Below are 25,771 nucleotides of genomic sequence, written 5' to 3'. Positions count from 1 at the left end.
CGGACTCGGCACCGACCGAATCAACTGGAACGGAGGTCGCCTGAAACAAGCCGATCCACAGGTATTGACAATTCCTCTCGAGGTCCTCCAGGCTTGGCAGTCGAACAGCCATGAATCCTCGCCTTCGCTTCAAAAGGGTGTTTGCCGGCGGTGCCCATAAGATACGGAGCGTTTCCTACTTTCACGGTAGCGCGGGCCGTTAAGATACGCAACGTGCCTAATCGAGAAGCGGCCGTACCGCCCGGGCCGGTGTCACGACGCCGGGACGACGCGCTGATGTCCGCCATCCGAGACGCCACGTGGGCTGAGCTGACCGAACACGGATACGCCGGCGTCACCTTCGAAGGCGTCGCGCGCCGCGCAAAGACGGGCAAGCCAGTTCTTTACCGCCGCTATCGTTCTCGCGCACAGATGGTCACCGACGCGCTTCCGACGCTGCGCACCCCGTCGCTCGAGGTGGCGTCGTCGAAGAACCTTCGTGACGACATCCTCGCCATGGTCGAATCCCTGGTCGATCAGTGGCAACAGATCGGGCTCGACACCTACCGCAACCTCATCGCCGAAGCCGACGAAGCCACCCTGGAGACTTTCCAAGCGAAGGTGGCCGCACACACCGACCACACGATTCGCCGCGCACTGGACGCCGCGCGCGATCGAGGCGAGATCGGACCGGCCAGGATTCCCGACCGCGTAGCCACCAGCATTCTGGCACTCATGCGCAACGAATTGTTGCTCGCACACAACACCATTGAGCGCAGCGCCCTTGCCGAGCTGGTGGACCTCATCTACCTGCCTGCGGTCGAGGCCGCCTCACGTAGACCCAGGTAAGCATGGGTCTGCAGACCGCTGACTATCGTGGGTTTGTGACCACGTGGCATGGCGACGAACTCGATCTTGACGCTTATTTCGCGCGCATCGGCTTCGAGGGCGAGCGACTCCCGTCCGCCGCGACCCTGGCCGCTCTGCACCGCGCCCACACCACCTCGATTCCGTTCGAGAATCTCGAGATCATGCTCGGCCGGCCGATCCTCCTCGATCTGAACACCCTGCAGCACAAGATGATTCAGTACCGCCGCGGCGGCTACTGCTACGAGCACGTGACGGTGTTCGCAGCGGCCCTGGAGCGGCTCGGTTTCCGGTTCACCGCGCTCGGCGGGCGCGTCACCCTGGGCGCGGAGGGGACCGCGCGCCCGCGCACCCACGCGCTGATCGTTGTCGAGTTCGACGACGGTCGGCGCTGGCTGTGTGATGTCGGATTCGGCCGCGGGCCACTCGAACCCATCGAGCTGATCGCCGGTAACGAGGTCGATCAAGACGGCTGGCAGTTGCGCCTGTCCTCGGCTCCCCTCGGCGCCGACACCGAGGTGTTCCATCCAGCCGAGTGGACGCTGTGGCAGCGGTCGAGTGTGGATGGCACGGTCGAATGGCTCGACCGGCACGTCTTCACGCTCGACCCGCAGTATCCGATCGATTACGCCGTTGGCAACCACTTCGTGTCGACCTCACGGCGCTCACCGTTCACCACCCGGCCGTTCGTCCAGCGATTCGCCGCCGACGTCCAGCACGTGCTCGACGGAACTACGTGGACCACAACGAATCCCGACGGATCCTGCTCCACACGCGACGTCGAGATCTCTGACGTACCAACCTTGTTGGCCGACACCTTCGGCGTCGAGTTGTCCGGTGAGGATGCTGCGGCTCTGGTCGACTGGATGCGGGTGCGCCTCTAGGAAACCAGGTTTTTGGCGATCAGTGACTGCGCGGTATCCAGAATGGTCTCGCTGATCGGGCGCGGTTCCCAGTCCAACACCGCCTTGGCCTTGGCATTATTGATCTGAGGTCGCAGGCCGAGTCGCGACAGCGCCTCGCGCAACGCCGGCACCGTCTGGGCGAGTTCGCGTACTTCGGCTTCGCTGTACTCGCTGGTGGGTACCTTCGACGCCGCAGCTCCCAGACCCTCGCGCAGCATGCGCGCGATCTCGAGGAAACTGACTGCGGGCCCGTCAGCTGCCAGCAGGATCCGTTCGCCGGCCGCACCGGACGCCGTCAGCGCCTGAATGTGGGCCGTAGCGACGTCGCGCACGTCGACGACACCGAAATACTGAGGCGCGACCCGGTCGAGCGCTCCGGTGAGCATCGATTGGATGAACTTCACCGACGTGGACAGATGTGTTCCGAGAGTGGGTCCGAAGATGCCAACCGGCACCAACGTGGTCAGTTCGAGGTCACCGCCCTGCGTATCGATGAAGTCCCACGCTGCGCGCTCGGCGATGGCCTTGGACCGGATGTAGGCGGTGTTGTCGTCGGCTGGGTCGGTCCAGTCGTCCTCTGTCCAGTGCTCGTCCGCTTTGGCGGAGTACCCGACGGCCGCGAAAGAGGACGTCATGACGACCCGGCGGCAGCCCGCATCGCGGGCATAGCGCAGGACACGCAGGGTGCCCTCGCGCGCGGGGATGATGATCTCGTCGTCGTTCGCGGGTGCTTCGGCCGGGAACGGTGAGGCTATGTGCAGGACGTCCGCGGCTCCGGAGACCGCCTTCGGCCACCCGTCGTCGGCGGTGAGGTCGGCTGTCACGATCTCGATCAGGCGAGGGTCCAGCCCCTGCAGCGCCACGGTTTCGGAGAGTTCCTGGGCCCGCGCTCGGCTGCGCAAGGCGACGCGCACCCGGTAACCCCGGCCGAGCAGCTGACTGACGGCGTGGCTGCCTACGTAACCAGCGGCGCCGGTCACGAGTACCAATGACTTCTCACCCATAGTCCCTCACCAGTTGTTTGTTGAAAGCGAACGCCCGGATCGCCGGTGCCCGCACGCGCACACCGACAGCCTGCCCACACGGCGCGCGTCAAGGACCACGGAAACCCCGTAGTTCCTGTTCGTTGCAACTTGAGGTCATCGGATCACATCTGGCTGCCCTGCCCTCGAGCGGCGCACGAACCGAGGACTACGGGTTTTCCGTGGTCCTTGACCAATCTCCTGAATGGCAACGTCGCTGGCATGAAGACGTGACGCGCTGAGGGCCACGGCCGGTAGTTCAGCACCGACACCTAACCGAGGAGAAACAGATGAGCACCACCACCCGCGTTGTGGTCGTCGGCGGCGGATACGCCGGCGTCCTTGCCGCCAACCGCCTGCGCCAACGCACAGACATCGACGTCACCCTGGTGAACCCGCGGCCGCAGTTCGTCGAACGGATCCGGCTGCACCAGTTGGTCGCAGGCAACGACGACGCCACTGAGGACTACTCGGCGGTGCTGGCCGACTCGGTGAAGCTTGTCGTCGACGCTGCCGAATACATCGATGCCGGCGCCAAGAAACTACGCCTGTCATCCGGCAGCACCCTCGACTACGACTACCTGGTCTATGCCGTCGGCAGCACCGCCCCGGTCCCGGCATCCGTGCCCGGCGCCGCCGAATTCGCTTATGCGCTGGGCGAATTCGAGGCGGCACAGCGCCTGACCGCTCGACTGGCCGATGTTCCACTGCAGGCGCCGATCGTGGTGGTGGGCGGCGGTCTCACAGGTATCGAGGCCGCCTCCGAACTCGCCGAAGTCGGCCGCAGCGTCACTCTGGTGACCGGCGCCCTCGGCCCGTCACTGGCCAAGGGCGGGCGTAAGTCGGTGGCCAAGCGCTTGACGAAACTGGGTGTCACCGTGCTCGACAACGCCACCGTCACACGCGTCGCCGCAGACCGAATCACTCTGCGCGACGGCACAGAACTGCCGAGCGCGGCCACCGTGTGGACCGCCGGCTTCGGTGTCCCGACGCTCGCCGCCGACAGCGGTCTACGCACCGACCGGCTCGGCCGGTTGCTCACCGACGAAACCCTCACCAGCGTCGACGATCCCGCGATCATCGCCGCCGGCGATGCGGCCTCCCCTTCGGGCGCCCCGTTGCGGATGAGCTGCCAGCTCGCCATGCCCCTGGCCGCCCACGCCGCTGACACCCTCTTGGCGCGCCTCGACGGCACGACTCCGAAAGACCTGAACCCGGCCTCGGTGGGTCAATGCATCAGCCTGGGCCGCCACGGCGGCACCATCCAGATGGCGCACTTCAACGACGAGGCCCTGCCGCTGCACCTCGGCGGTCCTCTCGCCGCCACCATCAAGGAATCGGTGTGCAAAGGCACGGTGTCGTTCCTGGCCAAGGAGGCCCGCAAACCAGGCAGCTACTTCTGGCCCAAAGGCGGTAAGCGGCAAAAGAATCTGAGGAAAGGGACAACTCGTGTCTGATGTGATGGACAAGCTGATGGCGGCGATGACGGTCATCCAGTCGGTCAAACCGCCCCACATTCCGGACGGCGCCGACGCGATGACCGCGATCATCGAATGGGGACCCGGTGACAAAGGCGCGCCGCCACACCGCCATCCCGGCGGGCCCTGCTTCGGTTACGTCCTGGAAGGCGAGATGCTCTTCGAGCTGGAGGGCGAGGCCCCGCGAGTCATCAAAGCCGGGGAGGCGTTCTGGGAGCCCGGCGGTGACGTCATCCACTACTCCGACGGCAACAACCGCGACGACATCCCGCTGCGGTTCCTGGTGACCATGCTCTGCAAACCCGGCGTCGACATGTTCGTCCTCGTCGACGAGGACGAACTCGAACAGCGCCGAGACCGACGCTTCACGAAGGGGCAAAAATGAACATCACTGTCGTAGGGGCCACCGGCCAGATCGGTGCGCAGGTCGTCGAATTACTCACCGGCGCAGGCCATGACGTCACCGCCGCCTCCCGGTCCTCCGGCGTAGACGCCGTCAGCGGAGACGGGGTGGCGGCGGCCTTCGAGGGCGCCGACGCTGTCGTCGACGTCCTCAACTCCCCCACCATGGAACCCGGGCCGGCGGCGGAGTTCTTCACCGCCTCGGCCGCCACCCTGCTCGCGGAAGCCAAGAAGGCCCAGGTGCAGCACTACGTGGTGTTGTCGATCGTGGGGGTCGGCAGTATCGAGGCCGACGGCTATCTGCGTGGCAAGCAGCTCCAGGAAGAACTGGTGGCCAACTCCGGCGTGCCGTACACCATCGTGCGGGCCACCCAGTTCCACGAGTTCACCGAGAGTATCGCCGGTTCGCTGGTCGCCGATGGGGTCGCCCATGCACCGGATGCCCTGATCCAGCCCGTCGCGGCAGCCGAGGTCGCCGGCATGGTCGCGCGGGTCGCCACCGAAGCGCCGCGCAACGATGTGCTGAATTTCGGCGGGCCGGAGAAGGTGGCCTTCGCCGACCTGGCCCGCACCGTTTTCGCCGCACGAGGCAAAGACCTGCCCGTCGTCGTCGACCCGCAGGCCACCTACTTCGGTGTCCCCGTGCAGCAGAACAGCCTGGTGACCGGCGACGGCGCCGAGTTGGGCACCACCCGGCTCTCCGACTGGCTGGCCCGGTGACCGAGCTCGCCGGGCGCACCGCCATGGTCACCGGCGGCACCGCCGGCATCGGCTTCGCGACCGCCCATCGGCTGGTGGAAGCGGGTGCCACGGTGATCATCACCGGCCGCGACCCGCAACGCGGACACCAGGCTCAGGAAAAGCTCGGTCCGACAGCACAATTCGTCGCCGTCGACATGGCCGACTCAGCCGGTGTGGAACGGCTGGCCCGGAAAGTCGAACTCGACATCCTGGTCAACAACGCGGCTCGCTTCCCGGCCGCCCTGACCGTCGACCAGGACGAGGACGGATTCGGGCACACCTTCGCCACCAACGTGCGCGGACTTTACTTCCTGGTGGCCGCGACGGTGCCCACCATGATTCGCCGCGGTGGCGGGGCCATCGTGAACGTCACCTCGATGGTGGCATCCAAAGGCGTGCCCGGCGCCTCGGTATACAGCGCGTCCAAAGCAGCGGTGGAGCAGCTGACCCGAACGTGGGCTGTGGAATTCGGTCCACACAACATCCGGGTCAACAACGTCGCACCCGGGCCGACCGCGACCGCTGGTGTCGCAGCGGAATGGGGCGAAACCAACGAAGAGCTCGGCCGTGCACTACCTCTCGGACGGACCGCTGATCCCGCCGAGATCGCCGAGGCGATCTACTTCCTGGCCTCCCCGCGCGCCAGCTTCATCACCGGGACCACCCTGCATGTCGACGGCGGCGGGACCGCCGTCTGAAAACTGGACTCCGACGACGACACTCGCGTCATCGGGTGCGTGCCGTTGGGGGCTCCGACCCGTTCGGCTGGTTGGTCCGCTTCCTGAGCTCCCGCCGCGAACGAATCCCCAACTTGGTGAACACCTTCCGAAGATGCCACTCCACGGTGTGGGCACTGATGAACAGCTGGCCGGCGATCTCCTGATTGGTCAGGCCCCGGCCGGCCAGCTCGGCGATCTGACGTTCCTGCGGGCTCAGCTCATCACCAGCGGCTGTCGGCTGCTTACGGGTCTTCTGACCTGCAGCCAGCAGCTCGCGGCGGGCCCGTTCAGCGAACGCCATCGACCCCATCTGGACCAACTCCTGGTGGGCGAGACGCAGCGGCTCCCGTGCGACTGTGGCAGGGCCGTTGCGGCGCAACCATTCCCCGTAAAGCAGTCGCGCCCGGGCCAGGCGGACCCGTTGCGACGTCGCTTCGAAACGCTCGATCGACTCCAGGTACAGCGCCTCCGCCTGCTCACCTTCGCTCAGCAAGGCCCGCGATCGGGCCAGCGCGGCCAACGCCCGCGGTGACCCAGCCGCCGATGTCCGCGCCTGAAGCCGATCAAAAATCTGCTCGGCGAATCCACGATCATCGGCGCGGACCGCGGCTTCGATTGCCTCGACCAACAACTCGCTGTGGAACCCGAGGTCGTCATACTCGCACGCCCTGTGTGCCGCCGATCGCGCCTCCGCATACCGGCCCAGCCCGTTGTTCAGCACCACGGTGGCGTAGTACGCCAGGCCGATCACCCGGCCCTCACCTCGGGCGCGGCCGGACTCCAGAGCCGCCGTCGCCAATCGGGTGGCCTCGGCTTCGTCTCCCCGCCAGGCCGACACGATGATCCGGTGGTACTTCAGCGGGGCGTAGTCGATGGCGATGGCCAGGTCATTGGCTTCGGCGACAAGTGAACTGGCCGTGGCCAATTCGCCGCGCTCGACGGCGGCACCGGCACGTGACAACAGCGCCGGCGGCAGCAGCGCCAGCGCCCCGCTGTCGGTGGCCAGCTGCGCCGCGTGCGCCGAGAAGTCATGCCACCCGTCGTCCCACGTCTCGTGGATCAGACATTCATGGACAACGGGGAAGGCCCGCCAGAACCACCCGCGGCTGCCGTCCCGGGCGGCCGTCTTGAGCGCGTCCAACGCGCGGCGCATGGCGGGCATCGCCTCGACCGGACCCAACGCCAACCGCTCGGCCAGCGCGTGCGTCACCAGCTCGAGTGGGGTCTGCGGCTGCAATTTCGCCAGCGCGGCTCGCGCGGTCGCTGCGACGTCGGCAGCCAGACCGGTTGCGATACGCCCGACGTACATCGCGGCGCTCAGCGCCTCCAGGTAGGCCTCGGTGGCCAGGGTCGTGTCGAGCGCATCCAACTGCCCCGCCACCGCCGTGAACTGGGAGACGGCGGCCACGAGCGCATCGGCGTCACCGTCGGCGCGTGCGGCGGCAAATGTCAACCGGGTCTTCAGTTGCGCGGAGCGGGCCCGTTGCAAATCGGTCAGCGGGCCCAGATCTGCGGTGGCCAGGAGACGGTGGGCGTTGCCGAACGACGCGATCTCGCGATGGGCCTCGGCCGCCGCGAGCGCCCGGCCGGTACGGACTGCGGGGTCCGGAGTCAACTCCGCCGCCCGGGCCAGAAATGCTGCGGCGGAGGCGGTTCCACCGCGCTGCAACGCCCGCCCGGCCGAACGCTCCAGATCCGATGCCACCTGCTCATCAAGAGAATCGGCGGCCAGGGCACGGTGCCAGGCACGCCGGTCCGGGTCGACGCTGGGGTCGGTGACCGCCGCCAGCCCCGCGTGCGCGGATCGGCGTTGTTCTACGGAGGCCGAGCGGTAAGCCACCGACCGCGCCAGCGGATGGTGGAACCGTACTCGGCTGTCGACCGCGATCAGGCCAAGGTCGTACGCGGGCGTCATCACTGTGGGTTTGAGGTCCAGATGTGCCAATGCGCGCGACAGCAGCGCCGGGTCGCCCACCGGTTCAGCGGCCGCGACGCACAGGAGCATCCGGGTCTCGGCAGGCAGGTCGGCGATCAGCGTGCGGTAATGCTCTGCGATGCCGGCCCTGACGTTCTCGGTGTTGAAGGATGCGATGTCCTTCGGAGTCTCCAACAGCGCCAACGGGTTTCCCCGCGCTTCGGCCACGATCCGGTCCAGGATCGCTCCATCCAGGCGACCCGGGTACGTCGACTCCAACAACCTGCGTGCGTCACCGTCGTCGAGTCCACCCACCGCCAGGCTGGGTAACCCCGCGGTGCCGTCGATCGGGGTACGCGTCGCGAAAACCAACCCTACGGACTCGGCCTGCACGCGGCGCGCCACGAAGAACAACGTTTGCGCCGACACGTGATCCAGCCACTGCACATCGTCGACCACGCACAACACCGGTCGATCCGCAGCGGCAGCCGCAAGCAGCCCGAGGATTGCCAACCCCACCAAGAACCGATTCGGCGCGGTACCGGTGTCGCTGAGACCGAAGGCCCCCTCCAGCGCCTCCCGCTGCGGTTGCGGCAGACCCGACCGGTAATCCAGCACCGGCGCGCACAGCTGCTGCAGACCCGCGAAGGCCAATTCCATGTCGGATTCCACACCCACTGTGGTCAACACCGTGCAGTCCGCGGCGGCGCACTCCCGCAGAAATGTCAGCAACGCCGTCTTCCCGATACCGGCCTCACCGAGGAGCACCCGCACCTCACTGCGCCCGGAGCGCACGGCGTCCACCATCTCCCGAAGTGTCTGGCATTCGGCGGTGCGGCCCGGCAACGCCGCGTTGCTTCGGTCGCGGATCGCCGTCACGATCGAAATGCCTACCCGTCTGGAGCGCCCGGAAGCGGCCAGGCTTCTGACCGCGGTACCGGCAGATCCTGTCATGTCGGCCCGCTGGATGCAGGGCTACCCGTGGACCACGGGTTTTCCGTGGTCCCTACCGGCTCTCTGACTGCCACTGTTGTCGAAGCACGCCGGAGGGAGGGCAGGGTGGGCTCACCAGAATTTTCGGGACGCACAGCCATGGTCACCGAGGTGACCTCGAAGCTGGGACGGGCCACGGCGCGCCTGCTCAAAGAGGCCGGCGCTCAGCTGATCATCAGTGGCCGGGACGCCGCCGCCGGACGGGCTGCCGTCAACGAACTGGGCCCTGGTACCCGGTTCATCGACGCCGACCTGGCTGACCTGGAGTCCGTCGACCATCTCGCCCGACAGGTGCCGGTCGACGTCCTCATCAACAATGCCGAAGTGGTCGACGTCGATACGCTGGCCGGCCTGTACTTTCTTGTCAGCGCCGTCGCTCTCTGCATGATCCGCCACGGTGGCGGAGCGATCGTCAACGTCACGACGGGGCCGACAGATGCCATTGCCGCGTTAACCCGATGCTGGGCAACGGAATTCGGCGCAAGCGGCATTCGGGTCAACACCGTCGTGGCCGGAAGCGGAGCCAATCCGCTCGGACACGTCGGCCGGCCTGCCGAAATCGCCGAAGCGATCATCTTCCTCGCCTCCGGCCGGGCGAGCTTCATCACCGGCGCCACACTGCACGTTGATGGCGGAGCAAGCATCGCGTGAGTACCGCGACTCGGTAGGTGCGCCGCTAAGGCGCCGGACGGAACCCGCGGAGGACGGTGTCGAGGTGTCGCCGCCAAAGGTCGTCGCCACCACCGGCCGCGACGATGCCGCGGAGCGCCCAGATGGTAGCGGTCACGTCTGCGGTCGTCACGTCCCGCCGGATCGCGCCGGATCGCTGCCCGCGCGACAGCAAGGCTGCCGACTGCTGCCGGAGTTCCTCCACGAGTTGCTGTGGCGCGAGGTCACCCCACAAGTAGGCCGACAGCCCGCTCTTACGGACGAGCTCGGCGCCCACGGTGTGGAGGAAGACGCTCAGGCATCGGTCGTCGGGTGCGGCGTGCGCTTCCTCCGCGGCTGCCAGTAGGCGCCCGAAGAACTCGCTCAACACTTCTCGGACCAATGCCTCCTTGTTGGGAAACCGTCGGTAGAGCGTTGCCGGGCCCATCCCGGCCGCACGTGCGACATCCTCCAAAGTCGCCCGTGTGCCTTGCTGCGCGAACACGTCCTCGGCAGCGGCGACCAATCGGCTGCGGTTGGCTGCCGCATCTCGTCTCATCGTCGGCTCCATTTCCAGGCGTACTATCTGATAGTGAAACTATCACTTATCGCGAAGGGGTTCGACAGTGACGGCAGTTGATGGCATGGCACGGGTGCAGATCGGCCATTCGGACCTCCATGTTCGGCCGGTCGGTCTCGGCTGCATGGGGATGTCGCAGAGCTATGGAGACGCCGACGATTCGACGTCGATACAAACCATCCGTGCAGCGCTCGACTTGGGCGTGGACCACCTCGACACTTCAGACGTTTACGGCGCTTCCGACATCACCTGGGGCGTCCCGATCCGCGGGTTCGGCCACAACGAGGAGCTGATCGGCAAGGCCATTTCCGGACGCCGCAATGAGGTGGTGCTGGCCACGAAGTTCGCCGCCCGGATCAACGAAACCAACGACGGGATCGCGATCGACGGACGGCCCGAGTACGCAACCGCCGCTTGCGAAGCCAGTCTGCGGCGCCTCGGCACCGACGTGATCGACCTGTACTACTGCCATCGCCTCGATCCACACATCCCCATCGAGGAAACAGTCGGGGCCATGGCCGAGTTGGTCGATGCGGGCAAGGTCCGCGCGATCGGTCTCAGCGAGGTGGGGCCCGAGACCTTGCGCCGAGCGCAGACGGTGCATCCGATAGCGGCGTTGCAGAGCGAGTATTCCCTGTGGGAACGCGGCGTCGAGGGCGGTATCGCGGAGACGTGTGCTGCGTTGGGGATAACGCTGGTCGCATACAGCCCGCTGGGCCGCTCCGCACTCACCGGAGCGTTGGCTGCCGATGCAACCTTTGCCAAAGGCGATCTGCGCGCCACCAACCCGCGCTTCACCGCGGAGAACCTGGAGACGAACCTGGCTCCCGTGGCTGCACTGAACGAGCTGGCCGATCAAAAAGGTTGCCGCCCGGGCCAATTGGCGTTGGCCTGGCTGCTTTCGCGCCCCTTCCGGGTGGTGACGATTCCCGGAACCAAGCGCGCCGAGTATGTGGCCGAGAATCTTGCCGCCACCAATGCCGCCCTCAGCGCCGACGAATCCGCCTATCTCTCAGCGGCTTTCGCCCCGGGAACCATCGTCGGCGACCGCTACGCACCGGCGCACGCCAGTACCGTGGCGCCACGCTGAGCGCGCAGATGACGCCCACCCCTGCCGCCCGCCCCCTCGTGCTCGGTCAGATCGCATCACTGACCGGCTCCAATTACATGGGGTTGGAGAACGTGGCCGGCGCCGAGCTGGCGGTGCAACAACTGAACGACTCTGGCGGCGTGCTCGGACGCCGTATCGAGCTGCACGTCGAAGACGACGGCAGCCTGCCGCAGGGCGCAGTCGATGCTTACGGTCGGCTCGCCGGGCTGCGAACCGTCGCGGTTATCGGCACATCGTTCTCCAATGCCAGCCTCGCCGTCCTGCCACACACCGACGAACACCAATTGCTTTATGTCTCAACTGGTGCCGCACACACGCAGGTCGATCCCGTGCGGCCGTACGCCTTCATGACGCCGCCGCCCGGGCATCTGGTGGCCGAGCAACTGCTGCGGTTCCTTCACGACGCCGGCATCGCCGAGATCGCCGTGGTCATCGATGCCGACAGCGCGTTCAACCGAGATGCCTGGGCGGCCCAGCGCGCCATGCTTGATCGGCACGGCATCACGGCCATCGCCGTCGTGTCCGTCAACGTGGACACCGCCGATTTCGGTCCGGCAATCCGTCAGGTCACCCAGAGCGCGGCGCAGGCGTTGATGGCTTGGGTGACCGGTCCACCGGCAACGGGTTTGGCACTGGCTTTTCGAGCCGCCGGGCTCAGCATGCCGATGGTGATGGGGATCGGGGCAGCAAGCCCGGGATTTATGGACTCGGTCGGACCCGCCGCCGAGGGCATCATCGTCGGAACGTCCTTGGCGAGCATCGGTTCAGACGTACCAGAGCAGGCGACGCGACTCACGATCGAAGCCTTGGCCGCACCCTTCGAACAGCGCCATGGCGCACTCCCATCGCAGTTCGCCGTCGACGGTTACATCGCCGCCAAACTCATCACGGCGGCGATCGAATCCGCGGGCACCGACGACCGTGGCGCAGTCCGGGACGCGATGGAAACGCTGACGTGCCTAACGGCTGCCGGCCGATACGCCTTCTCGCCCACCGACCATTCGGGCTTGGACGTCGATGACGTCGCCGTCGCCGTCATTCGGGACGGCCGGTTCCGTCTCACCCCGTGGTCCGCAGGACGGCTACGAGAGCACTTGTGCCGCACCGACGCAAACCGCTGATGATCGACGGTGTCGGTCTGGCCGCGGGCTGTTGTCAGTCTGGCGACGGGGTGGTGCTGAAGACCGGCCAACAGATTTCCGTAGCGGTGAATGTTGTTGGAGCTGCAGGTGTTCCACCAAGGTAGTGTTCGCGGATCGGCCCCTGGCCGCTGATCAGGTGCTCGTTCGCGTATTTGCCCAGCGCCCCGTAGCTGCGGTCGATGCTTTCGTCGTGACCCCCGGAGTGGGTGAGCACCGCGTATTCGGCCTTGGGTAACACCTCCGCGCGGACACCCTCCGGAGGCTGCGCCGATTGCGGCGCAGGCACGAATAGGGTTGCGTGGCCGCGTGATTCGAGGAAGAGTGCCCGGTCGTAGAGGCCGCCAGGCACGACGACAGACGGTGCGCCGACTGCTGCGCCAACTGCATCTCGCAGTGTGCTCAGCGTCGCCGCGAACCAGCTGTCGATCTCGGATACCTCGATGGTGGCGCCGATGGACCACACGGCCAGTGCCGGCTCATGGCGCACTGCCACGAAGGCGGGGGTCTGGACGGGCGAAAGCAACTCGCGCAGCGCGCCAACGGTGTCACGCGTCTGCTGCAGCTGGACCTCCATCTGTTCGAGATGAGCCGTGATGATCCGGGTGCGCGTCGCGGCGTCGTCTGTGCTCAGCAGCGCTTTGATGTCGGGAATGGACATGCCGAGGGATCGAAACCGGCGAATGATGTGTGCATGGTCGACCTGGCTGGTGTCATAGAAGCGGTAGCCGGTGTACGCGTCGACGTGTGCCGGTTCGAGGATCCCGATGTCGTGGTAGTGCCGTAGCGCTTTCCTACTCAGGCTGGTCATCACGGCGAAGTCACCGATCGAAACCTGTGCGCCCACGCCGTCCTCCTCATGCGATCCGCCGCCCGCGTTATCGGCTGAGGCCATCCTGCAGTCTCCCCCTAGGGCAAGGTCAACATTGCGGCCCAGGCTTGACCCTCCCCCTACAGGAAGCTCCACCGTGAGGTCATGACCACAGATTGGGATGCCCTCCCGGACAACATAAAGACGTTCATGACCGCGCTCAGCACTCCGCAGGACGGCCGCGCGGTTGCCACCTTCACCGCCGATGCGGTCGTGACCGATGAGGGGCGCGACCACACAGGCCGTCACGAGATTGGAGCCTGGCTGACCGCCTCGGCCGGCGAGTACACCTACACCTCCGAGTTCACCGGCGCGACCACGACCGGCACCACCGTCGACGTCGGGCAGCATCTGGAGGGCGACTTTCCCGGCGGGGTGGTCGACCTGCACTTCCGCTTCACCCTCGACGGCGAGTCGATCAGCCGGTTGGTGATCGAGCCATGAGCCGCAGATGGTTCATCACCGGCGATACACCCGGCGGCTTCGGGGTGGCCTTCGCCGAAGCGGCGCTCGAGACGGGAGACCGCGTGGTGCTGACGTCCCGGCGCCCGCAGGAGCTGGCGACCTGGGCCGAACAGTACGGTGACGCCGTTCTCGTCGTGCCGCTGGAACTCACCGATGGGGCGCAGGTGCAGCGCGCGGTGCGCGCGGCCGAGGAGCACTTCGGCGGTATCGATGTGCTGGTCAACAACGCGGGTCGCGGTTGGTACGGATCGATCGAGGGAATGGACGAGACCTCGTTGCGGGCGATGTTCGAACTGAACTTCTTTGCGGTGCTGGCCGTGACGCGCGCCGTGCTGCCAGGCATGCGCGCCCGCGGAAGCGGGTGGATCGTCAACGTGTCGTCGGTGGCCGGGCTCGTGTCGGCCGTCGGATTCGGCTACTACAGCGCGACGAAGTTCGCCATCGAAGCCATCACCGATGCGATGCGCGACGAGGTCGCCGCACAGGGCATCTCCGTGTTGACGGTCGAGCCGGGAGCGTTCCGCACGAACGCCTACGCCGGCTTCACCAATGAGCCTGTCGCTGAAGGGATTCCGGAGTATCACGACATGCTGGAGCAGGTCCGTGCCACCTTCGTGGGGATGGACGGTGTGCAGCCAGGCGACCCTCGCCGCGGAGCTCGTGCGGTACTCGCGGCGATGGCCCAGGACCCGCCGCCCCGCCGGCTGGTCCTGGGCAACAGCGGATACGACGCCGTGATCGATGCGCTGGAGCAGAACCTGGCCGACATCCGGGCGAACGAAAGACTTTCTCGCAGTGCGGATTTCCCTGCCTAGCCGGGCGGCCCGGCTTCCTTCCGCCGGCCCTCACCGCGGGGTGGTGATCACCACTACCGCTTCAGCAGCACCATCGGGAGCGGCGAACCGGTGGCGGCGGTCGCTCAGCCAACTCAGCGTCGCCCCCTCCTCGACCAGGCTCTCCTCACCGACCGGCCCGGCCAGCACCTTGCCGTCGACAACAGTGAGGTGCTCGCGAACGCCCACCCCGTGCGACGGCGAGATGTGCTCGGCGCCGTCAGGGAACTCCAGGCGGAACACCTCGACGGTGACCCGGGGCAGGTGCCGCACCGACAGCAGCACCGTACGCATTCCGCCGTCGGCGGCTGGGTGCACGCCCGGGGTCTCGCCCACCAGCGCGGTCAGCGGCACATCCAGGGGTTCACACAGGGCGTAGAGGGTCTCGACCGTGGGATTGCGGCCGCCCGACTCGATCTCGGACAACGACCCCTTGCCCACCCCGGCTCGGCGGGCGAGCTCGGACAGGCTCAGACCCCGCTCCACCCGCAGCTCTCGCAACCGGCGACCGACCTCTCCCGCATACATCTCTTCATGGTACGTTCCGTTTACAGAACGTTCCGTATTCAGAACGGAGGGTGTGGATGGAACAGGACGCCTCGAAGGCAGTCCCGATCAGTGCCGGCGTGGTGTGCGCCCTGGTCGGCTTCACGTCGTCGTTCGCGGTGGTTCTCGCGGGGCTGCGGGCAGCGGGCGCAAATCCGCAACAGGCGGCCTCGGGTCTGGTGGCGGTGAGTTTGGCGATGGGCGCGTCATCGATGCTGCTGTCGTGGCGGTTCCGGATGCCGATCACGAGTGCGTGGTCGACGCCCGGCGCGGCGCTGCTGGTCACGACGGGTGCGGTGGCCGGCGGGTGGCCCGCGGCCGTCGGCGCGTTCGCGCTCACGGCGGTGCTGCTGCTGGCGACGGGCCTCTGGCCGGCGCTCGCGCGCCTGGTCACCCGCATCCCCAATCCCGTCGCTCAGGCAATGCTCGCGGGGGTCCTCCTGCCGCTCTGCGTTGCTCCGGTTACCGCCTTGGCCCACGATCCGGGTGCGATCGCACCGGTGCTGGTGGTGTGGCTGATCATGATCGCGCTCCGGCCCCGCTGGGCCGTACCGGCCGCGTTCGGCGCCGCCCTGGTGGTGATCGCGGTGACACTGGTCCGCAACCACGCCCTGCCCGCAGCCACTGCATGGATCCCCCACCTGCAGGTCACGGCTCCCACCTTCACCTTGCAAGCGCTCACCGGCATCGCTGTGCCGCTGTACATCGTGACCATGGCAGCGCAGAACATCCCCGGCGTCGCTGTCATGTCGGGTTTCGGTTACCGCGTTCCCTGGCGTCCGGTGCTGACGGTGACCGGGATCGGTTCCTTGCTGGCGACTCCGTTCGGCGGACACGCCGTCAACTTGGCCGCGATCAGCGCCGCGTTGGCGGCCGCACCGGACGCCGATCCGAACCCCCGGCGCCGCTGGATCGCCGGGTTCACGACGGGGGCGGTGTACTGCGGGCTCGGCCTGGTCTCCACCGGACTGACAGCGGCTGTTCTCGCGGCCCCGGCGGGTGTCGTGCAAGCCGTTGCCGGTGTGGCACTACTCAGTGCTTTTGCCGGCGCCTGCGCGGGAGCGATGGCCGACGAATCGGCGCGACTCCCCGCAGCGGTGACGCTGATCGTTGCCGCCTCGGGAACGACGGTGGCCGGCATCGGTGCGGCGTTCTGGGCGCTGGTGATCGGCGTGATCGCACACCGACTGCTCAGGCCTGCGGCCGCCGCCGCTCCAGAACTGTCGCGCCGAAGTGCGCCTGCTGCTACGACAACGCAGCCTCTCGGCTGAACGGCGGCGTCAGCACAGGCGCCATGGCAGGCTCCTCGCCCACCTGCGGACGGCGGTGACTCCACAGGACCGCGGCCGCGATGAGGGCCACCACTCCACCGGCCCCAACCGGCAGCGTCGTCGACTGCCGATCAGCCAGTATCGACTGGCACTGCTCGACATAGTTGCTCGGCGCGAACATGGGCCCGCGGTTGGTGTGCAGATCCAAATTGATCTGGTCTTGTACTCGGGCGACTTCGAAGTCCGGGTGAAAGCCGGTCCCGCAGGGAATCGGCGTTCCAAACCGGTCCACAGCTCCCAGCTGCACAGGGATTGCTGTCGATAGCAAGGCGCCGAGAACCGCAGCGGCACCGGCGAGGGCTAGTACACGGCTAAACATGTTGCTCCAGTTCCCCTTTCGAGATTGTGAACGACTGCGCTGGCGGCAACCGTCGACTTGGCGTTCATCTCGTGAGCGGTTGCGGCCAGCAACCGCGGTATATGGGTTAGTCGTGACCGGTGGCCCAAGCCGAACGTGCGAATTACGTGATCCCGAGCACATAGCGCCAGCGCTACTCAAGCCGGCTGTTGAAGGCCTCCGCCCCGGCGGCCCGGCCCGATGTCACGGCCGACGATGTCCGAGGGGACTGTGCGAAAGAACGGATCTTCAGGAGACGGTCACGTGGACGTGGTCGAAGTGGGCAGCCACCCGCCACATTGTGTAGGAGATACCGAAGCGTCCGGCCTGACTCTCGAGATCGGCCTTTATCTCGTCCCCGAGACCCATGTCCGAGCCGATCATGATGTCCACCGCATGCCCGCTCGGGTGGTCGGGAAGCCGATCTGCACGCACGCCACCGATCGACTTCACGCCGGGGTAGGTGGCCATGATGTAGTCCACGATCGCCCTCGCGTTGGGGACCAAACCGCTCATCCCGACCGTGGGGATCGGCGCGATCGGGCCCAACGCTGCCGTGACGGCTGCCGTCGGGAGGACCACTCCCGCCTGCTGGGCCGGGGGCAACGCGGCATAGCTCGCGCTGACAGCGGCCATCTGCTTGCGCAGCCGAGCCCGCATGTTCTGCAAGTCCGCTCGGACCGCAGCAGCCGCGTCGACGGCCGCCTTCGCGTCAGCCGCGGACTTTGCCGAGGCCTCCTCGCTGGCCTGCGCGTCCTGGTAGGCCTGACGGAAGCCCCGCATCTGCGCGGAGATCTCGGTAGCCACCACCCTCTGGACGGCCAGGGTGTCGATCAGGTTCGCGGGCGACGACGCGGTCAGAATGGCGCTGACGCCGTCGGTTCGCCCACCCATGTAGGCCGCAGCGGCATATTGGTCCACGTCCTGCTGGTAGGCGGTCAGTTGGGCTTTGGTCGCCTCGAGGCCGGCGAGATCGTCGGAGTGCTTCTTGTCCGCCTGTCTCAGCGACTGCAGCTTCGCGTCGAGATCCGGCTGCGCATTGCGGATGGTGTCGGACAGCTGTTCGACCTGGCGGGACAGCTCGTTGAGCTGTGCCAACCCATCCTGGGGCGGGTCGGCCTGCGCCACACCGGCCCACACCACGCTCAGTGCGACCAGTCCCGCGATGGCACCGACCACCGGCTTGCGGGCGGCGTCATTCGCCACAAGCGGTGAGTGAACCTTCAAGACTGCGCATCCTTCGACGCTGTCGGCGTCTGCTCCGTCGAGCCGACTGTCCGTGTGCCTTAGTTGTCCAGGAGGCTACAAAAGTGGCGCCTGCGCTGTCCAACCATGGCCGTCAACCACTCGCGTGGTCATCAGCTAGTGGAAGAGCCGCGCCTACGGGAGCCGTCGGGCGACGCTTGGGTCATGGGTTGATGGTGCTCGGCCCGTCTTGACGTCCCCAGATGTATTCGGACGCGAACGGCGAGCCCAAGCCGAAGTGGTTGTACGGCGCGATCGACGCGCCGGTGTCCATCACCATGTACGGCATCGGCCAGATGTCCTTGGTGACCGTCCAGCAACCCGGGCGACCCATCGGACCGCCGGAGGCGTTGATGCGAGGCAGGTTGTCTGGGTAGACATAGGCGTTGGCGGTGCCGACCAGTTCCATGTGCATGGCCAACGAGTAACCGTTACCGCCGAGGCCCTTGGCCGCGGCCGGCGCACCGGAGGCGAAGCCGCGGAACAGACAGTCCAACTCGGGGCTGTACTTGTCCAGCAACCGGGTGGTCGGCAGCAAGTCCTCGGCGCCCCGGGTCAGGTACGGACCACCTCGCTCCAAGGTGTCGCCACCGGTGTTGCCGAACCCGACCGCAGCGACCAACGTCTGGTCCAGATTGCCGCGCTGATCGTTGAAGGTGCGGGCCGTCGTGACCGCGTTCGCCAGGCCGTCCCACAGATCCGGGGATGCGTCGGCGTACACCTGCGATAGGTCGGCCAAGGCCTTGATGTCATGCCGCAATGCGGGCATCCGCGTGTTGATGTCACCCAAGATGTCGTTGCCGTTGACCAGCGACTGCCCGAACTTGTCCCCCAGCCCGTCGAGAGCCTGAGCCGCGGCGGTCAGAATTTGGTTGAGCTTGACCGGGTCCACCTGCCCGGAGATCGCGGTGATGGTCTCGAACAGCGTATTGAACTCAGTGGTGACGCCACTGGCGTTGATCACGTCACCACTTTTGAGGCGCTGTGGCGACGGGTTGGCCGGCGAGGTGAACGCGATGTACTTGTTGCCGAACGCGGTGGTGGCCAACAGCTTGACGTCCACGTTGCTCGGCAACAGGTCCAAGTACTGCGGATCGACGCTGAGAACAAGTTTGGCTTGAGCCCGGCCATCATTCCCAGACTGGGCCTCAGCGGCCTGCAACCGGCCGATCGGCACCCCGTTGAAGGTGACCTTGGAACCAGGATCCATCGACAACCCGGACCGGTTGTACACCACGAACAGCTGGGCCTTGGTGTCGAAATAGCCTCGGAACTGGGACCAAGTCAGCGCCAGCACCAGCACGAAGAACAGCACCAGCCCAACCGCTGCCGCCTGGTACGGCGGGCTACGGTCGGGGTTCAACGGGGCATGGACCTGCCCCTCGGCGATTGGCGGCGGCGGCAATCCATCGAGGTCGCTCCCCGAGTCGGGACCCGCCACTGCACCACCCCCCTTTGCCGGCCCGCTAGGCCAAACGCCCTGTCATTAAACGCGGTATCGACGGCTTGTCGAAACCTGTTGGCCTGCATGGTGTTCGGGCTCACATGGGCGATCCGACGTGTCAGCCGTCACGCAGGCCATGGTCGGCAGGAACCGCAAGAACTGCACGAGAGCTGCCTGAGCCCCCCAACGATCGCCGCCGCCATGCGGAATCAATTTCCCGCACGACCATTTCCGTATCGGGACTCGGTTCAATCTCCGTCGAGACTTCGCGGGCGGGTTCACGCCACCCGTGGTAGTGGTCTGCCACGATTGCCGAACGGTGTCCGATGGGCGGGTTCCCGAAATGACCAGTCGGGCAAGACCTTTCCCTCACCGAAATCACCGGCTAGCGCCGGTGGGCGACCTGTTGGCTATCAACCCGCACGGTCACCGCGCTTCCACCCGAATTTGGGCAGGGTAAAGATCGACTTGTCGAGAAGCGCTGAGGAAATGAGCCGACCTCGGCGATACCCCGCGAGGAAGCTGACGTTCCTCGACACTCCGGCATCACTGGTGAGATTCCGCCACGATTCGTAAGAATCTACACAGCTGCTGCTGAGAACTACCTCGCCATATTCGTGAACCGCGAGAAGTGAAGCTGGTGTGCCACAGTGATATTCGCGGTCGGGCCGTTACGGTGCTTGCCCAGGATGATGTCGGCTTCACCACCGCGCGGGTCGTCGCGGTCGATGGAGTCCGGGCGGTGCAGCAGCATGACCATGTCGGCGTCCTGCTCCAGCGATCCCGACTCACGAAGGTCCGACACCTGCGGGCGCTTGTCGGTGCGCTGTTCGGGACCACGGTTCAGCTGGCTGATGGCGACCACGGGAACCTCGAGTTCCTTGGCCATCAGCTTCAGCGACCGCGAGAACTCCGAGACTTCCTGCTGCCGGGACTCGAACTTCTTACCCGAGGTCATCAGCTGCATGTAGTCCACGACGATGAGCCGCAGGTTGGCCTTCTGGTGCAGACGACGGGCCTTGGCCCGGATCTCCATCATGGTGAGGTTCGGCGAGTCGTCGATGTAGAGCGGTGCCTCGGAGATCTCGCTCATGCGGCGGGCCAGCTTGGTCCAGTCGTCGTCACTCATGCGACCCGAGCGCATGTCACCGAGCTTGATCTTGGCTTCGGCCGAGAGCAGTCGCATGACGATCTCGGTCTTGCTCATTTCCAGCGAGAAGATGACGCTGGCCTGCTGGTGCTTGATCGAGCAGGACCGCATGAAGTCCAGCCCGATCGTCGAATTGTGCGTCGGCACCATCGACCGCCCGGCCAGGTACAGGTGGGCCGGGTTGTCGACCTCGACGCAGCGCACCGGCACCGATTCCACCCGGCGCACATCGGTGATCGTCACGGGCCGCGTGAGCACCGCCAGCCCGCCGGCGGTCAGTGCCGGCTCGAGGCGGTCAGCGCCGGGCCGCAGGGTCGCGGTGGTGACGATGCCGCGGCCGGTCGGCCACTGGTGCGAGGCGTCGGCCACGATGGTCGTGCCGTCGGACAGGTCGATCTCGTAGCACGGGCGCTCCTCCATGACCGGAGTCGCGGCGACCACGCGGGTGGGCTGTCCGTTGGCGTCGATCAGCTCGTCGCCCACCGAGACATCACCCATGGTGGTCCAGCCGCCGGGCGTGGGCAGCGGGGTGTCGAGCGCCAGCGCCTTACCGACACCGGGGCGCGCGGCCACGATGATCATCTGGCCCGGGTGGAGACCGTTGGTGATCTCGTCGAGCTCGGTGAAACCGGTCGGGATACCGCGCGAGATACCGCCCTGGGACGCGATGGCGTCGATCTCGTCCATGGTGGGCTGCAGCAGCTCCTCCAGGACGGTGAAGTCCTCACTGCTGCGGGTCTGGGTGACGTCGTAGATCTCGGCCTGCGCGCGGTCCACGAGGTCGGCCACATCGGCACCCTCGGTGCCCGCGTAGCCGTACTGCACGACGCGCGTGCCGGCCTCGACGAGGCGGCGCAGCGTGGCCTTCTCTGCCACGATGCCGGCGTAGAAGCCGGCGTTGGCCGCGGTGGGCACCGTGGAGATCAGGGTGTGCAGATACGGCGCGCCGCCGATGCGCTTGAGCAGTCCGCGACGGTCGAGTTCGGCGGCGACCGTGACGGCGTCAGCGGGCTCACCCCGGCCGTACAGGTCGAGGATGGCGTCGTAGATGTTCTGGTGCGCGGGGCGGTAGAAGTCGCCGGGACGCAGGCGCTCGAGGACGTCGGCGACCGCGTCCTTGGACAGCAACATGCCACCGAGGACCGACTGCTCGGCAGCCATGTCCTGCGGCGGTTGACGGCCGAAATCCTCGCTGGGCGGCTCCTCCATGTCGGAACGACCCAGGTCGTCAGCGACAGCCACGAAGCGCTCCTCCTCCCGAAAATCGATATGAAACGTATGTTCGAACGAGCTACTTGTGACCGTACTTCACCCCGCCGACAGATCGGGCTCGCAAGCCCGCTCACCTGTCGCGCGACGCATCACGTTAGGCGTTGCTGGAGCCTCCCGAAACCACCCCTGTTGATAACCCTGGGGATGAAATGTGGAAAGACGTGGACAACGATGTTGACGGGTTGGGGAGAACTTGTGGAATACCAGCGGGTAAATTCCCAACCTTGCAGGTCAAGGGCCTATATATCGCCTGTGAGCCTGTGTATGAGAATTGGTGCGGCGTGTCGTGCCGGGTAGCCATCTCGGGCGTGTTGTGTTGCGTACGCGTGGCAGAAAAGGGCCGCGTAGGTTAACAGCCGGCGTAGATCACTGTTTGCAGATTGGCGTAAAAAATTCGCCCACTGTCAACAGAAAACGCCCGGGCGAAGTCAAAGATTGACTCCACCCGGGCGTTCTGCTGTTTGAGCTACCGCGTGCCTATCCGGCGACGACAGCCAGCGACACCGGCACGTTGACCGACGGGTGCAGACGCACCGCGATCTTGTGGGTGCCGACCGACTTGATGTGCGCCTTGGGCAGCTCGACGGTGCGCTTGTCGAGGTTCGGGCCACCGGCCTTCTTGATCGCGGCGACGACGTCGCCCGCGGTCACCGAACCGAACAGCTTGCCGCTGTCGGCACCGGCCTTGACGGCCAGCGACACGGGGCCGAGGGCCTCGATCGCCTGCTTCAGCTCGTTGGCGTGGTCCAGGTCGCGAACCGTCTTGGCGTCACGCGCGCGACGGATCTCGTTGGCCTGACGCTCGGCACCGCGGGTGGCCACGATGGCCAGGCCGCGGGGCAGCAGGTAGTTACGGCCGTAGCCGTCGCGAACCTCAACGGTGTCGCCGGCCGAACCCAGGTGGTCGACCTCAGTGGTCAGAATGAGCTTCATTTTTCTCAGTCCTCCCTATCGAGTCGACGAGCTGAACGGGAGCAACGCAACCTCGCGGGCGTTCTTCACGGCAATGGCGATGTCGCGCTGGTGCTGCACGCAGTTACCGGTGACGCGACGCGCACGGATCTTGCCGCGCTCGCTGATGTAGGTCCGGAGCAGTCCGGTGTCCTTGTAATCGATGGTCTGCGCCTTCTTGGAGCAGAACACGCACTTGCGGGTCTTGACCGGCTTTTCCGGCGCCGGACGCCGCTTGGTGGCCTTGGCCATGTCTTTCTCTTTCTGGGTCTAGCTGGTTGCCCAGCCAATTACGTGGATCAGAAGGGCGGCTCGTCGTCGGCGCCGCCGAACGAACCCGATGCCGGGGCGCTGCCCCACGGGTCGTCGGCCGGAGCGCCGCCACCAGCGGACGGACGGGAACCCCCGCCGCCTCCGCCGAAGCCGCCACCGCCTCCGCCACTGCGGTTGGCCTTGTTCACCTTCGCCGTCGCGTACCGCAGGGACGGGCCGATCTCGTCGACCTCGACCTCCATCACGGTGCGCTTCTCGCCCTCACGGGTCTCGAACGAGCGCTGCTTCAGCCGGCCGGTCACGATGACACGCGACCCCCGGACCAGGCTCTCGGCGACGTTCTCGGCCGCCTCGCGCCAGATGTTGCAGCGGAGGAACAGCGCCTCCCCGTCCTTCCACTCATTGCTCTGCCGGTCGAACATCCGCGGCGTCGAGGCCACGGTGAAGTTCGCAACAGCAGCACCGGACGGCGTGAAGCGCAGTTCCGGGTCAGCGGTCAGGTTTCCGATAACGGTGATGGTGGTGTCACCAGCCACGAGATCCTCCTGGGACGGATTGGGTGAATTAGGCGCGAGCCTACGCAAGGCCCGCGACAAATCCGCAGAGCTTCGGCGCTTCTAGTGCTTGTCGGTCCGCAGGACCTTGGTACGCAACACCGACTCGTTCAGGTTCAGCTGACGGTCGAGCTCGTTGACCGTGGCCGGTTCGGCCTTCAGGTCGACAACCGCGTAGATGCCTTCACCGTGCTTGGCGATCTCGTAAGCCAGCCGGCGACGGCCCCAGATGTCCACCTTTTCGACGCTGCCGCCGTCTTTGCGGACGACGTTCAGGAACGTCTCCAGCGACGGAGCTACGGTGCGCTCGTCAAGTGTGGGGTCGAGAATGACCATGATTTCGTATGGACGCATGTGGAACCCATCACCTCCTATGGTCGTATCGGCCACGGCGTGTTCCGTGGCAGGAGGGTCGCCTGCGTCGGCAACCGGGTCAGGTTACCCGAAGAGCCCCTGAGCTGCGAAATCGGCTCTCCGAAGAGCTGTCCTGACGGGGCCGTCAAGATCGCTAGTCTGGGTCCAAGATCATTGTCGGCGAGGGGGACGCATGACGTATCCGCAGGGGCCTTACGGCCAGGGTTTCCCGGGGCAGCCCGGTTACCCGCAGCAGCCGGGGTATCCACAGGGCTACCCGACCCAGCCCGGCTACCAGCAGGGATACCCGCAGGCGGGCGGTTTTCCGGGCGGATTTCCGCCCGCACCCGTGCCGCCCGCGTCGACTGGCGGTGTCAGTGGGGTCATCGCGGGCGTGCTGGCGATCATGGGCGGAGTGCTGCATGGGGGCATCGGGAGCATGACGTTGTTCGACTCCCTCACGAAAGAACCGAACTCTTTCGGCACCCGCTCTTCATCGCACTTCGGCGACGTGGTCCTGTCGGTGTCGGTCGTCGGCGGTCTGCTGATTCTGGCCGGAGGCTTCCTGCTGCTGGCGCGCAAGACCGCGGGTCGGTGGCTCATCGCCGTCGGCTGCGTACCCATCTTCGCGTTCGGCCTGATGGGCTTCCTGGCGGCAAGTGCCGACGGGGATGGCGTCATAGGGGTGATCGCCCTCCCGGTTGCGATCTTTTCGGTGGTGACCGTCGTGTTGACCTTCCTGCCCTCGACCACCCGATGGATCCAGGCGAAGCGCGCTCCCGTTGCGCCGCAATACTTTCCGCAGTACCCGCCGCCATATCAGCGCTGAGGTGGGCGGCCGGCGTTCACTGCGAATCCACGCACACGATGGCTCGGGAGCTTTCGCGGCGTCAGTTCGCAGTCGATGCAAAAGCCTTCTGCGACCCCGGTATACGCGGCCCGCCGATAGGCTGGCTTCACCGTTTGCCAGCGAGGGGGACGCATGACGTATCCGCAGGGGCCGTACGGCCAAGGGTTTCCGGGGCAGCCCGGGTATCCCGAGCAGCCGGGGTATCCGCAGGGCTATCCGGCCCAGCCGGTCTACCAGCAGGGCTACCCACAGCCGGGCGGCTATCCCGGTGGGTTTCCCGGCGGGTATCCGCCTGTGCCATCGGCACCGCCAAGTGGCGGCACGGCGGTCAGCGCGGCAGTCCTGTCGATTCTGGGTGCACTGGCCAACGGCGGAATGGGCCTGTCTGGCTTGTCGTCGATCGCCAGGGTCAGGAGCGAGTCCGCCGCCGCATTCCCCGGTGGGACCTATGCCCTCGCGGTCATGTTCTGCTTGTCAGGTGTCGTCGCGGCCTTACTGCTCTTGGCCGGCGCGACGATGTTGCTCATGCGCAAGATGCCCGGGCGCTGGCTGATTGTCGCCGGATGCGTACTGGTCATGGCCGGGACCGTCATCAGCTATGGACTACACAACGCCATCTCCGAGTACGAGGGCGGCCCTAGGTTTGGAGTCCCGGCGCTCGCTTTCCCGATCTTGACTCTCGTGTTGACCCTTCGGCCTTCAACCGTCGCGTGGCTTCAGGCCAAGCGCACTCCCGTTGCGCCGCAATACTTTCCGCCCTACCCGCCGCATCAGGGCTAAATGGATCAAGCCGGCG

27 protein-coding genes are annotated in these 25,771 nt (G+C 66.4%); 14 read left to right on the top strand and 13 right to left on the bottom strand.

Annotation, left to right across the window (positions count from 1 at the left end; all coding sequences use genetic code 11):
• Nucleotides 1-276 precede the first annotated feature (276 nt).
• On the top strand, nucleotides 277-828 hold the full coding sequence (locus tag ACJH6I_RS09160; protein WP_406774517.1) for a TetR/AcrR family transcriptional regulator: 552 nt from the start codon (nucleotides 277-279) through the stop codon (nucleotides 826-828).
• Nucleotides 829-863: 35 nt separating this feature from the next.
• A complete protein-coding gene (locus tag ACJH6I_RS09155) occupies nucleotides 864-1,730 on the top strand; it encodes an arylamine N-acetyltransferase (RefSeq protein ID WP_406783981.1) in 867 nt (288 codons plus the stop codon).
• On the opposite strand, the gene ACJH6I_RS09150 is transcribed toward ACJH6I_RS09155, so the two are convergent.
• Nucleotides 1,727-2,755, bottom strand: coding sequence for an NAD-dependent epimerase/dehydratase family protein (locus tag ACJH6I_RS09150; RefSeq protein WP_406783980.1), 1,029 nt, complete (start codon nucleotides 2,753-2,755; stop codon nucleotides 1,727-1,729). The genes ACJH6I_RS09155 and ACJH6I_RS09150 overlap by 4 nt on opposite strands.
• 308 nt (nucleotides 2,756-3,063) lie before the next feature.
• Between ACJH6I_RS09150 and ACJH6I_RS09145 the strand changes: the two genes are divergently transcribed.
• From ACJH6I_RS09145 to ACJH6I_RS09130, 4 genes are read left to right on the top strand one after another with little or no spacing between them, the layout of a single operon-like run.
• Nucleotides 3,064-4,230, top strand: coding sequence for an NAD(P)/FAD-dependent oxidoreductase (locus tag ACJH6I_RS09145; protein ID WP_406783979.1), 1,167 nt, complete (start codon nucleotides 3,064-3,066; stop codon nucleotides 4,228-4,230).
• 4 nt (nucleotides 4,231-4,234) lie between these two features.
• Entirely contained in the window at nucleotides 4,235-4,636 is a 402-nt protein-coding gene (locus ACJH6I_RS09140; protein ID WP_406783992.1) for a cupin domain-containing protein, read from the top strand.
• Nucleotides 4,633-5,373, top strand: coding sequence for an SDR family oxidoreductase (locus tag ACJH6I_RS09135; RefSeq protein WP_406783978.1), 741 nt, complete (start codon nucleotides 4,633-4,635; stop codon nucleotides 5,371-5,373). Before ACJH6I_RS09140 ends, ACJH6I_RS09135 begins: the two co-directional genes overlap by 4 nt.
• Nucleotides 5,374-5,396: 23 nt before the next feature.
• On the top strand, nucleotides 5,397-6,092 hold the full coding sequence (locus tag ACJH6I_RS09130; protein WP_406783991.1) for an SDR family NAD(P)-dependent oxidoreductase: 696 nt from the start codon (nucleotides 5,397-5,399) through the stop codon (nucleotides 6,090-6,092).
• Nucleotides 6,093-6,120: 28 nt separating this feature from the next.
• On the opposite strand, the gene ACJH6I_RS09125 is transcribed toward ACJH6I_RS09130, so the two are convergent.
• Nucleotides 6,121-8,907 (bottom strand): BREX system ATP-binding domain-containing protein, encoded by a 2,787-nt coding sequence (locus ACJH6I_RS09125; protein WP_406783977.1) that lies wholly within the window; start codon nucleotides 8,905-8,907, stop codon nucleotides 6,121-6,123.
• Between the two features lie 180 nt (nucleotides 8,908-9,087).
• Here ACJH6I_RS09125 and ACJH6I_RS09120 point away from each other — a divergent pair, with 180 nt between their 5' ends.
• The gene (locus ACJH6I_RS09120) at nucleotides 9,088-9,672 is read left to right on the top strand and encodes an SDR family NAD(P)-dependent oxidoreductase (RefSeq protein ID WP_406783976.1); all 585 of its coding nucleotides are present in this window, start codon (nucleotides 9,088-9,090) and stop codon (nucleotides 9,670-9,672) included.
• Between the two features lie 25 nt (nucleotides 9,673-9,697).
• On the opposite strand, the gene ACJH6I_RS09115 is transcribed toward ACJH6I_RS09120, so the two are convergent.
• Nucleotides 9,698-10,228 (bottom strand): TetR/AcrR family transcriptional regulator, encoded by a 531-nt coding sequence (locus ACJH6I_RS09115; protein WP_406783975.1) that lies wholly within the window; start codon nucleotides 10,226-10,228, stop codon nucleotides 9,698-9,700.
• An 85-nt stretch (nucleotides 10,229-10,313) separates the two neighbouring features.
• Here ACJH6I_RS09115 and ACJH6I_RS09110 point away from each other — a divergent pair, with 85 nt between their 5' ends.
• Together ACJH6I_RS09110 and ACJH6I_RS09105 are read left to right on the top strand one after the other, a co-directional pair.
• Nucleotides 10,314-11,339: an aldo/keto reductase gene (locus ACJH6I_RS09110; RefSeq protein WP_406783974.1), complete on the top strand. Its 1,026-nt coding sequence runs from the start codon at nucleotides 10,314-10,316 to the stop codon at nucleotides 11,337-11,339.
• Between the two features lie 8 nt (nucleotides 11,340-11,347).
• Nucleotides 11,348-12,481, top strand: a complete 1,134-nt coding sequence (locus ACJH6I_RS09105) for an ABC transporter substrate-binding protein (RefSeq protein WP_406783973.1) — start codon at nucleotides 11,348-11,350, stop codon at nucleotides 12,479-12,481.
• A gap of 34 nt (nucleotides 12,482-12,515) precedes the next feature.
• On the opposite strand, the gene ACJH6I_RS09100 is transcribed toward ACJH6I_RS09105, so the two are convergent.
• Complete coding sequence (locus tag ACJH6I_RS09100) at nucleotides 12,516-13,394, bottom strand: MerR family transcriptional regulator (protein ID WP_406783972.1); 879 nt, start codon at nucleotides 13,392-13,394, stop codon at nucleotides 12,516-12,518.
• A gap of 81 nt (nucleotides 13,395-13,475) precedes the next feature.
• Between ACJH6I_RS09100 and ACJH6I_RS09095 the strand changes: the two genes are divergently transcribed.
• Nucleotides 13,476-13,814, top strand: a complete 339-nt coding sequence (locus ACJH6I_RS09095; RefSeq protein ID WP_406783971.1) for a nuclear transport factor 2 family protein — start codon at nucleotides 13,476-13,478, stop codon at nucleotides 13,812-13,814.
• Nucleotides 13,811-14,650, top strand: coding sequence for an SDR family NAD(P)-dependent oxidoreductase (locus tag ACJH6I_RS09090; protein WP_406783970.1), 840 nt, complete (start codon nucleotides 13,811-13,813; stop codon nucleotides 14,648-14,650). Before ACJH6I_RS09095 ends, ACJH6I_RS09090 begins: the two co-directional genes overlap by 4 nt.
• A gap of 30 nt (nucleotides 14,651-14,680) precedes the next feature.
• Here the strand turns inward: ACJH6I_RS09090 and ACJH6I_RS09085 are convergent, their stop codons facing one another.
• On the bottom strand, nucleotides 14,681-15,196 hold the full coding sequence (locus tag ACJH6I_RS09085) for a helix-turn-helix domain-containing protein (protein WP_212807745.1): 516 nt from the start codon (nucleotides 15,194-15,196) through the stop codon (nucleotides 14,681-14,683).
• Nucleotides 15,197-15,252: 56 nt separating this feature from the next.
• Here ACJH6I_RS09085 and ACJH6I_RS09080 point away from each other — a divergent pair, with 56 nt between their 5' ends.
• A complete protein-coding gene (locus ACJH6I_RS09080) occupies nucleotides 15,253-16,485 on the top strand; it encodes a benzoate/H(+) symporter BenE family transporter (protein ID WP_406783969.1) in 1,233 nt (410 codons plus the stop codon).
• Here ACJH6I_RS09080 and ACJH6I_RS09075 read toward each other — a convergent pair.
• The 8 genes from ACJH6I_RS09075 to rpsF all read right to left on the bottom strand — a co-directional run bounded on the left by ACJH6I_RS09075 (nucleotide 16,460) and on the right by rpsF (nucleotide 24,125).
• On the bottom strand, nucleotides 16,460-16,693 hold the full coding sequence (locus tag ACJH6I_RS09075) for a hypothetical protein (RefSeq protein ID WP_406783968.1): 234 nt from the start codon (nucleotides 16,691-16,693) through the stop codon (nucleotides 16,460-16,462). The two genes, ACJH6I_RS09080 and ACJH6I_RS09075, sit on opposite strands and share 26 nt — an antisense overlap.
• Nucleotides 16,694-17,131: 438 nt before the next feature.
• The gene (locus ACJH6I_RS09070; RefSeq protein WP_406783967.1) at nucleotides 17,132-18,109 is read right to left on the bottom strand and encodes a glycoside hydrolase; all 978 of its coding nucleotides are present in this window, start codon (nucleotides 18,107-18,109) and stop codon (nucleotides 17,132-17,134) included.
• 181 nt (nucleotides 18,110-18,290) lie between these two features.
• On the bottom strand, nucleotides 18,291-19,532 hold the full coding sequence (locus ACJH6I_RS09065) for an MCE family protein (protein WP_406783990.1): 1,242 nt from the start codon (nucleotides 19,530-19,532) through the stop codon (nucleotides 18,291-18,293).
• 640 nt (nucleotides 19,533-20,172) lie between these two features.
• Nucleotides 20,173-21,963, bottom strand: a complete 1,791-nt coding sequence (gene dnaB / locus ACJH6I_RS09060; protein WP_029120101.1) for a replicative DNA helicase — start codon at nucleotides 21,961-21,963, stop codon at nucleotides 20,173-20,175.
• 507 nt (nucleotides 21,964-22,470) lie between these two features.
• Nucleotides 22,471-22,926 (bottom strand): 50S ribosomal protein L9, encoded by a 456-nt coding sequence (gene rplI / locus ACJH6I_RS09055; protein WP_212807767.1) that lies wholly within the window; start codon nucleotides 22,924-22,926, stop codon nucleotides 22,471-22,473.
• Nucleotides 22,927-22,941: 15 nt separating this feature from the next.
• On the bottom strand, nucleotides 22,942-23,196 hold the full coding sequence (gene rpsR / locus ACJH6I_RS09050; protein WP_020099841.1) for a 30S ribosomal protein S18: 255 nt from the start codon (nucleotides 23,194-23,196) through the stop codon (nucleotides 22,942-22,944).
• Between the two features lie 47 nt (nucleotides 23,197-23,243).
• Nucleotides 23,244-23,753, bottom strand: coding sequence for a single-stranded DNA-binding protein (locus ACJH6I_RS09045; RefSeq protein ID WP_138251301.1), 510 nt, complete (start codon nucleotides 23,751-23,753; stop codon nucleotides 23,244-23,246).
• Between the two features lie 81 nt (nucleotides 23,754-23,834).
• Nucleotides 23,835-24,125: a 30S ribosomal protein S6 gene (gene rpsF / locus ACJH6I_RS09040; RefSeq protein WP_020099843.1), complete on the bottom strand. Its 291-nt coding sequence runs from the start codon at nucleotides 24,123-24,125 to the stop codon at nucleotides 23,835-23,837.
• A 193-nt stretch (nucleotides 24,126-24,318) separates the two neighbouring features.
• Here rpsF and ACJH6I_RS09035 point away from each other — a divergent pair, with 193 nt between their 5' ends.
• On the top strand, nucleotides 24,319-24,954 hold the full coding sequence (locus ACJH6I_RS09035) for a hypothetical protein (RefSeq protein WP_138251302.1): 636 nt from the start codon (nucleotides 24,319-24,321) through the stop codon (nucleotides 24,952-24,954).
• Nucleotides 24,955-25,107: 153 nt separating this feature from the next.
• Nucleotides 25,108-25,755 carry a hypothetical protein gene (locus tag ACJH6I_RS09030; RefSeq protein ID WP_138251303.1) on the top strand — a complete coding sequence of 216 codons (648 nt, stop codon included), beginning with the start codon at nucleotides 25,108-25,110 and terminating at the stop codon, nucleotides 25,753-25,755.
• The last annotated feature ends 16 nt before the right edge of the window (nucleotides 25,756-25,771 follow it).

The organism is Mycobacterium sp. SMC-13, assembly GCF_045311035.1.
Taxonomy (GTDB): domain Bacteria; phylum Actinomycetota; class Actinomycetes; order Mycobacteriales; family Mycobacteriaceae; genus Mycobacterium.
The sequence above is the reverse complement of the archived record's forward strand: the minus strand, read 5'-3'. Positions and strand labels throughout refer to the sequence as shown.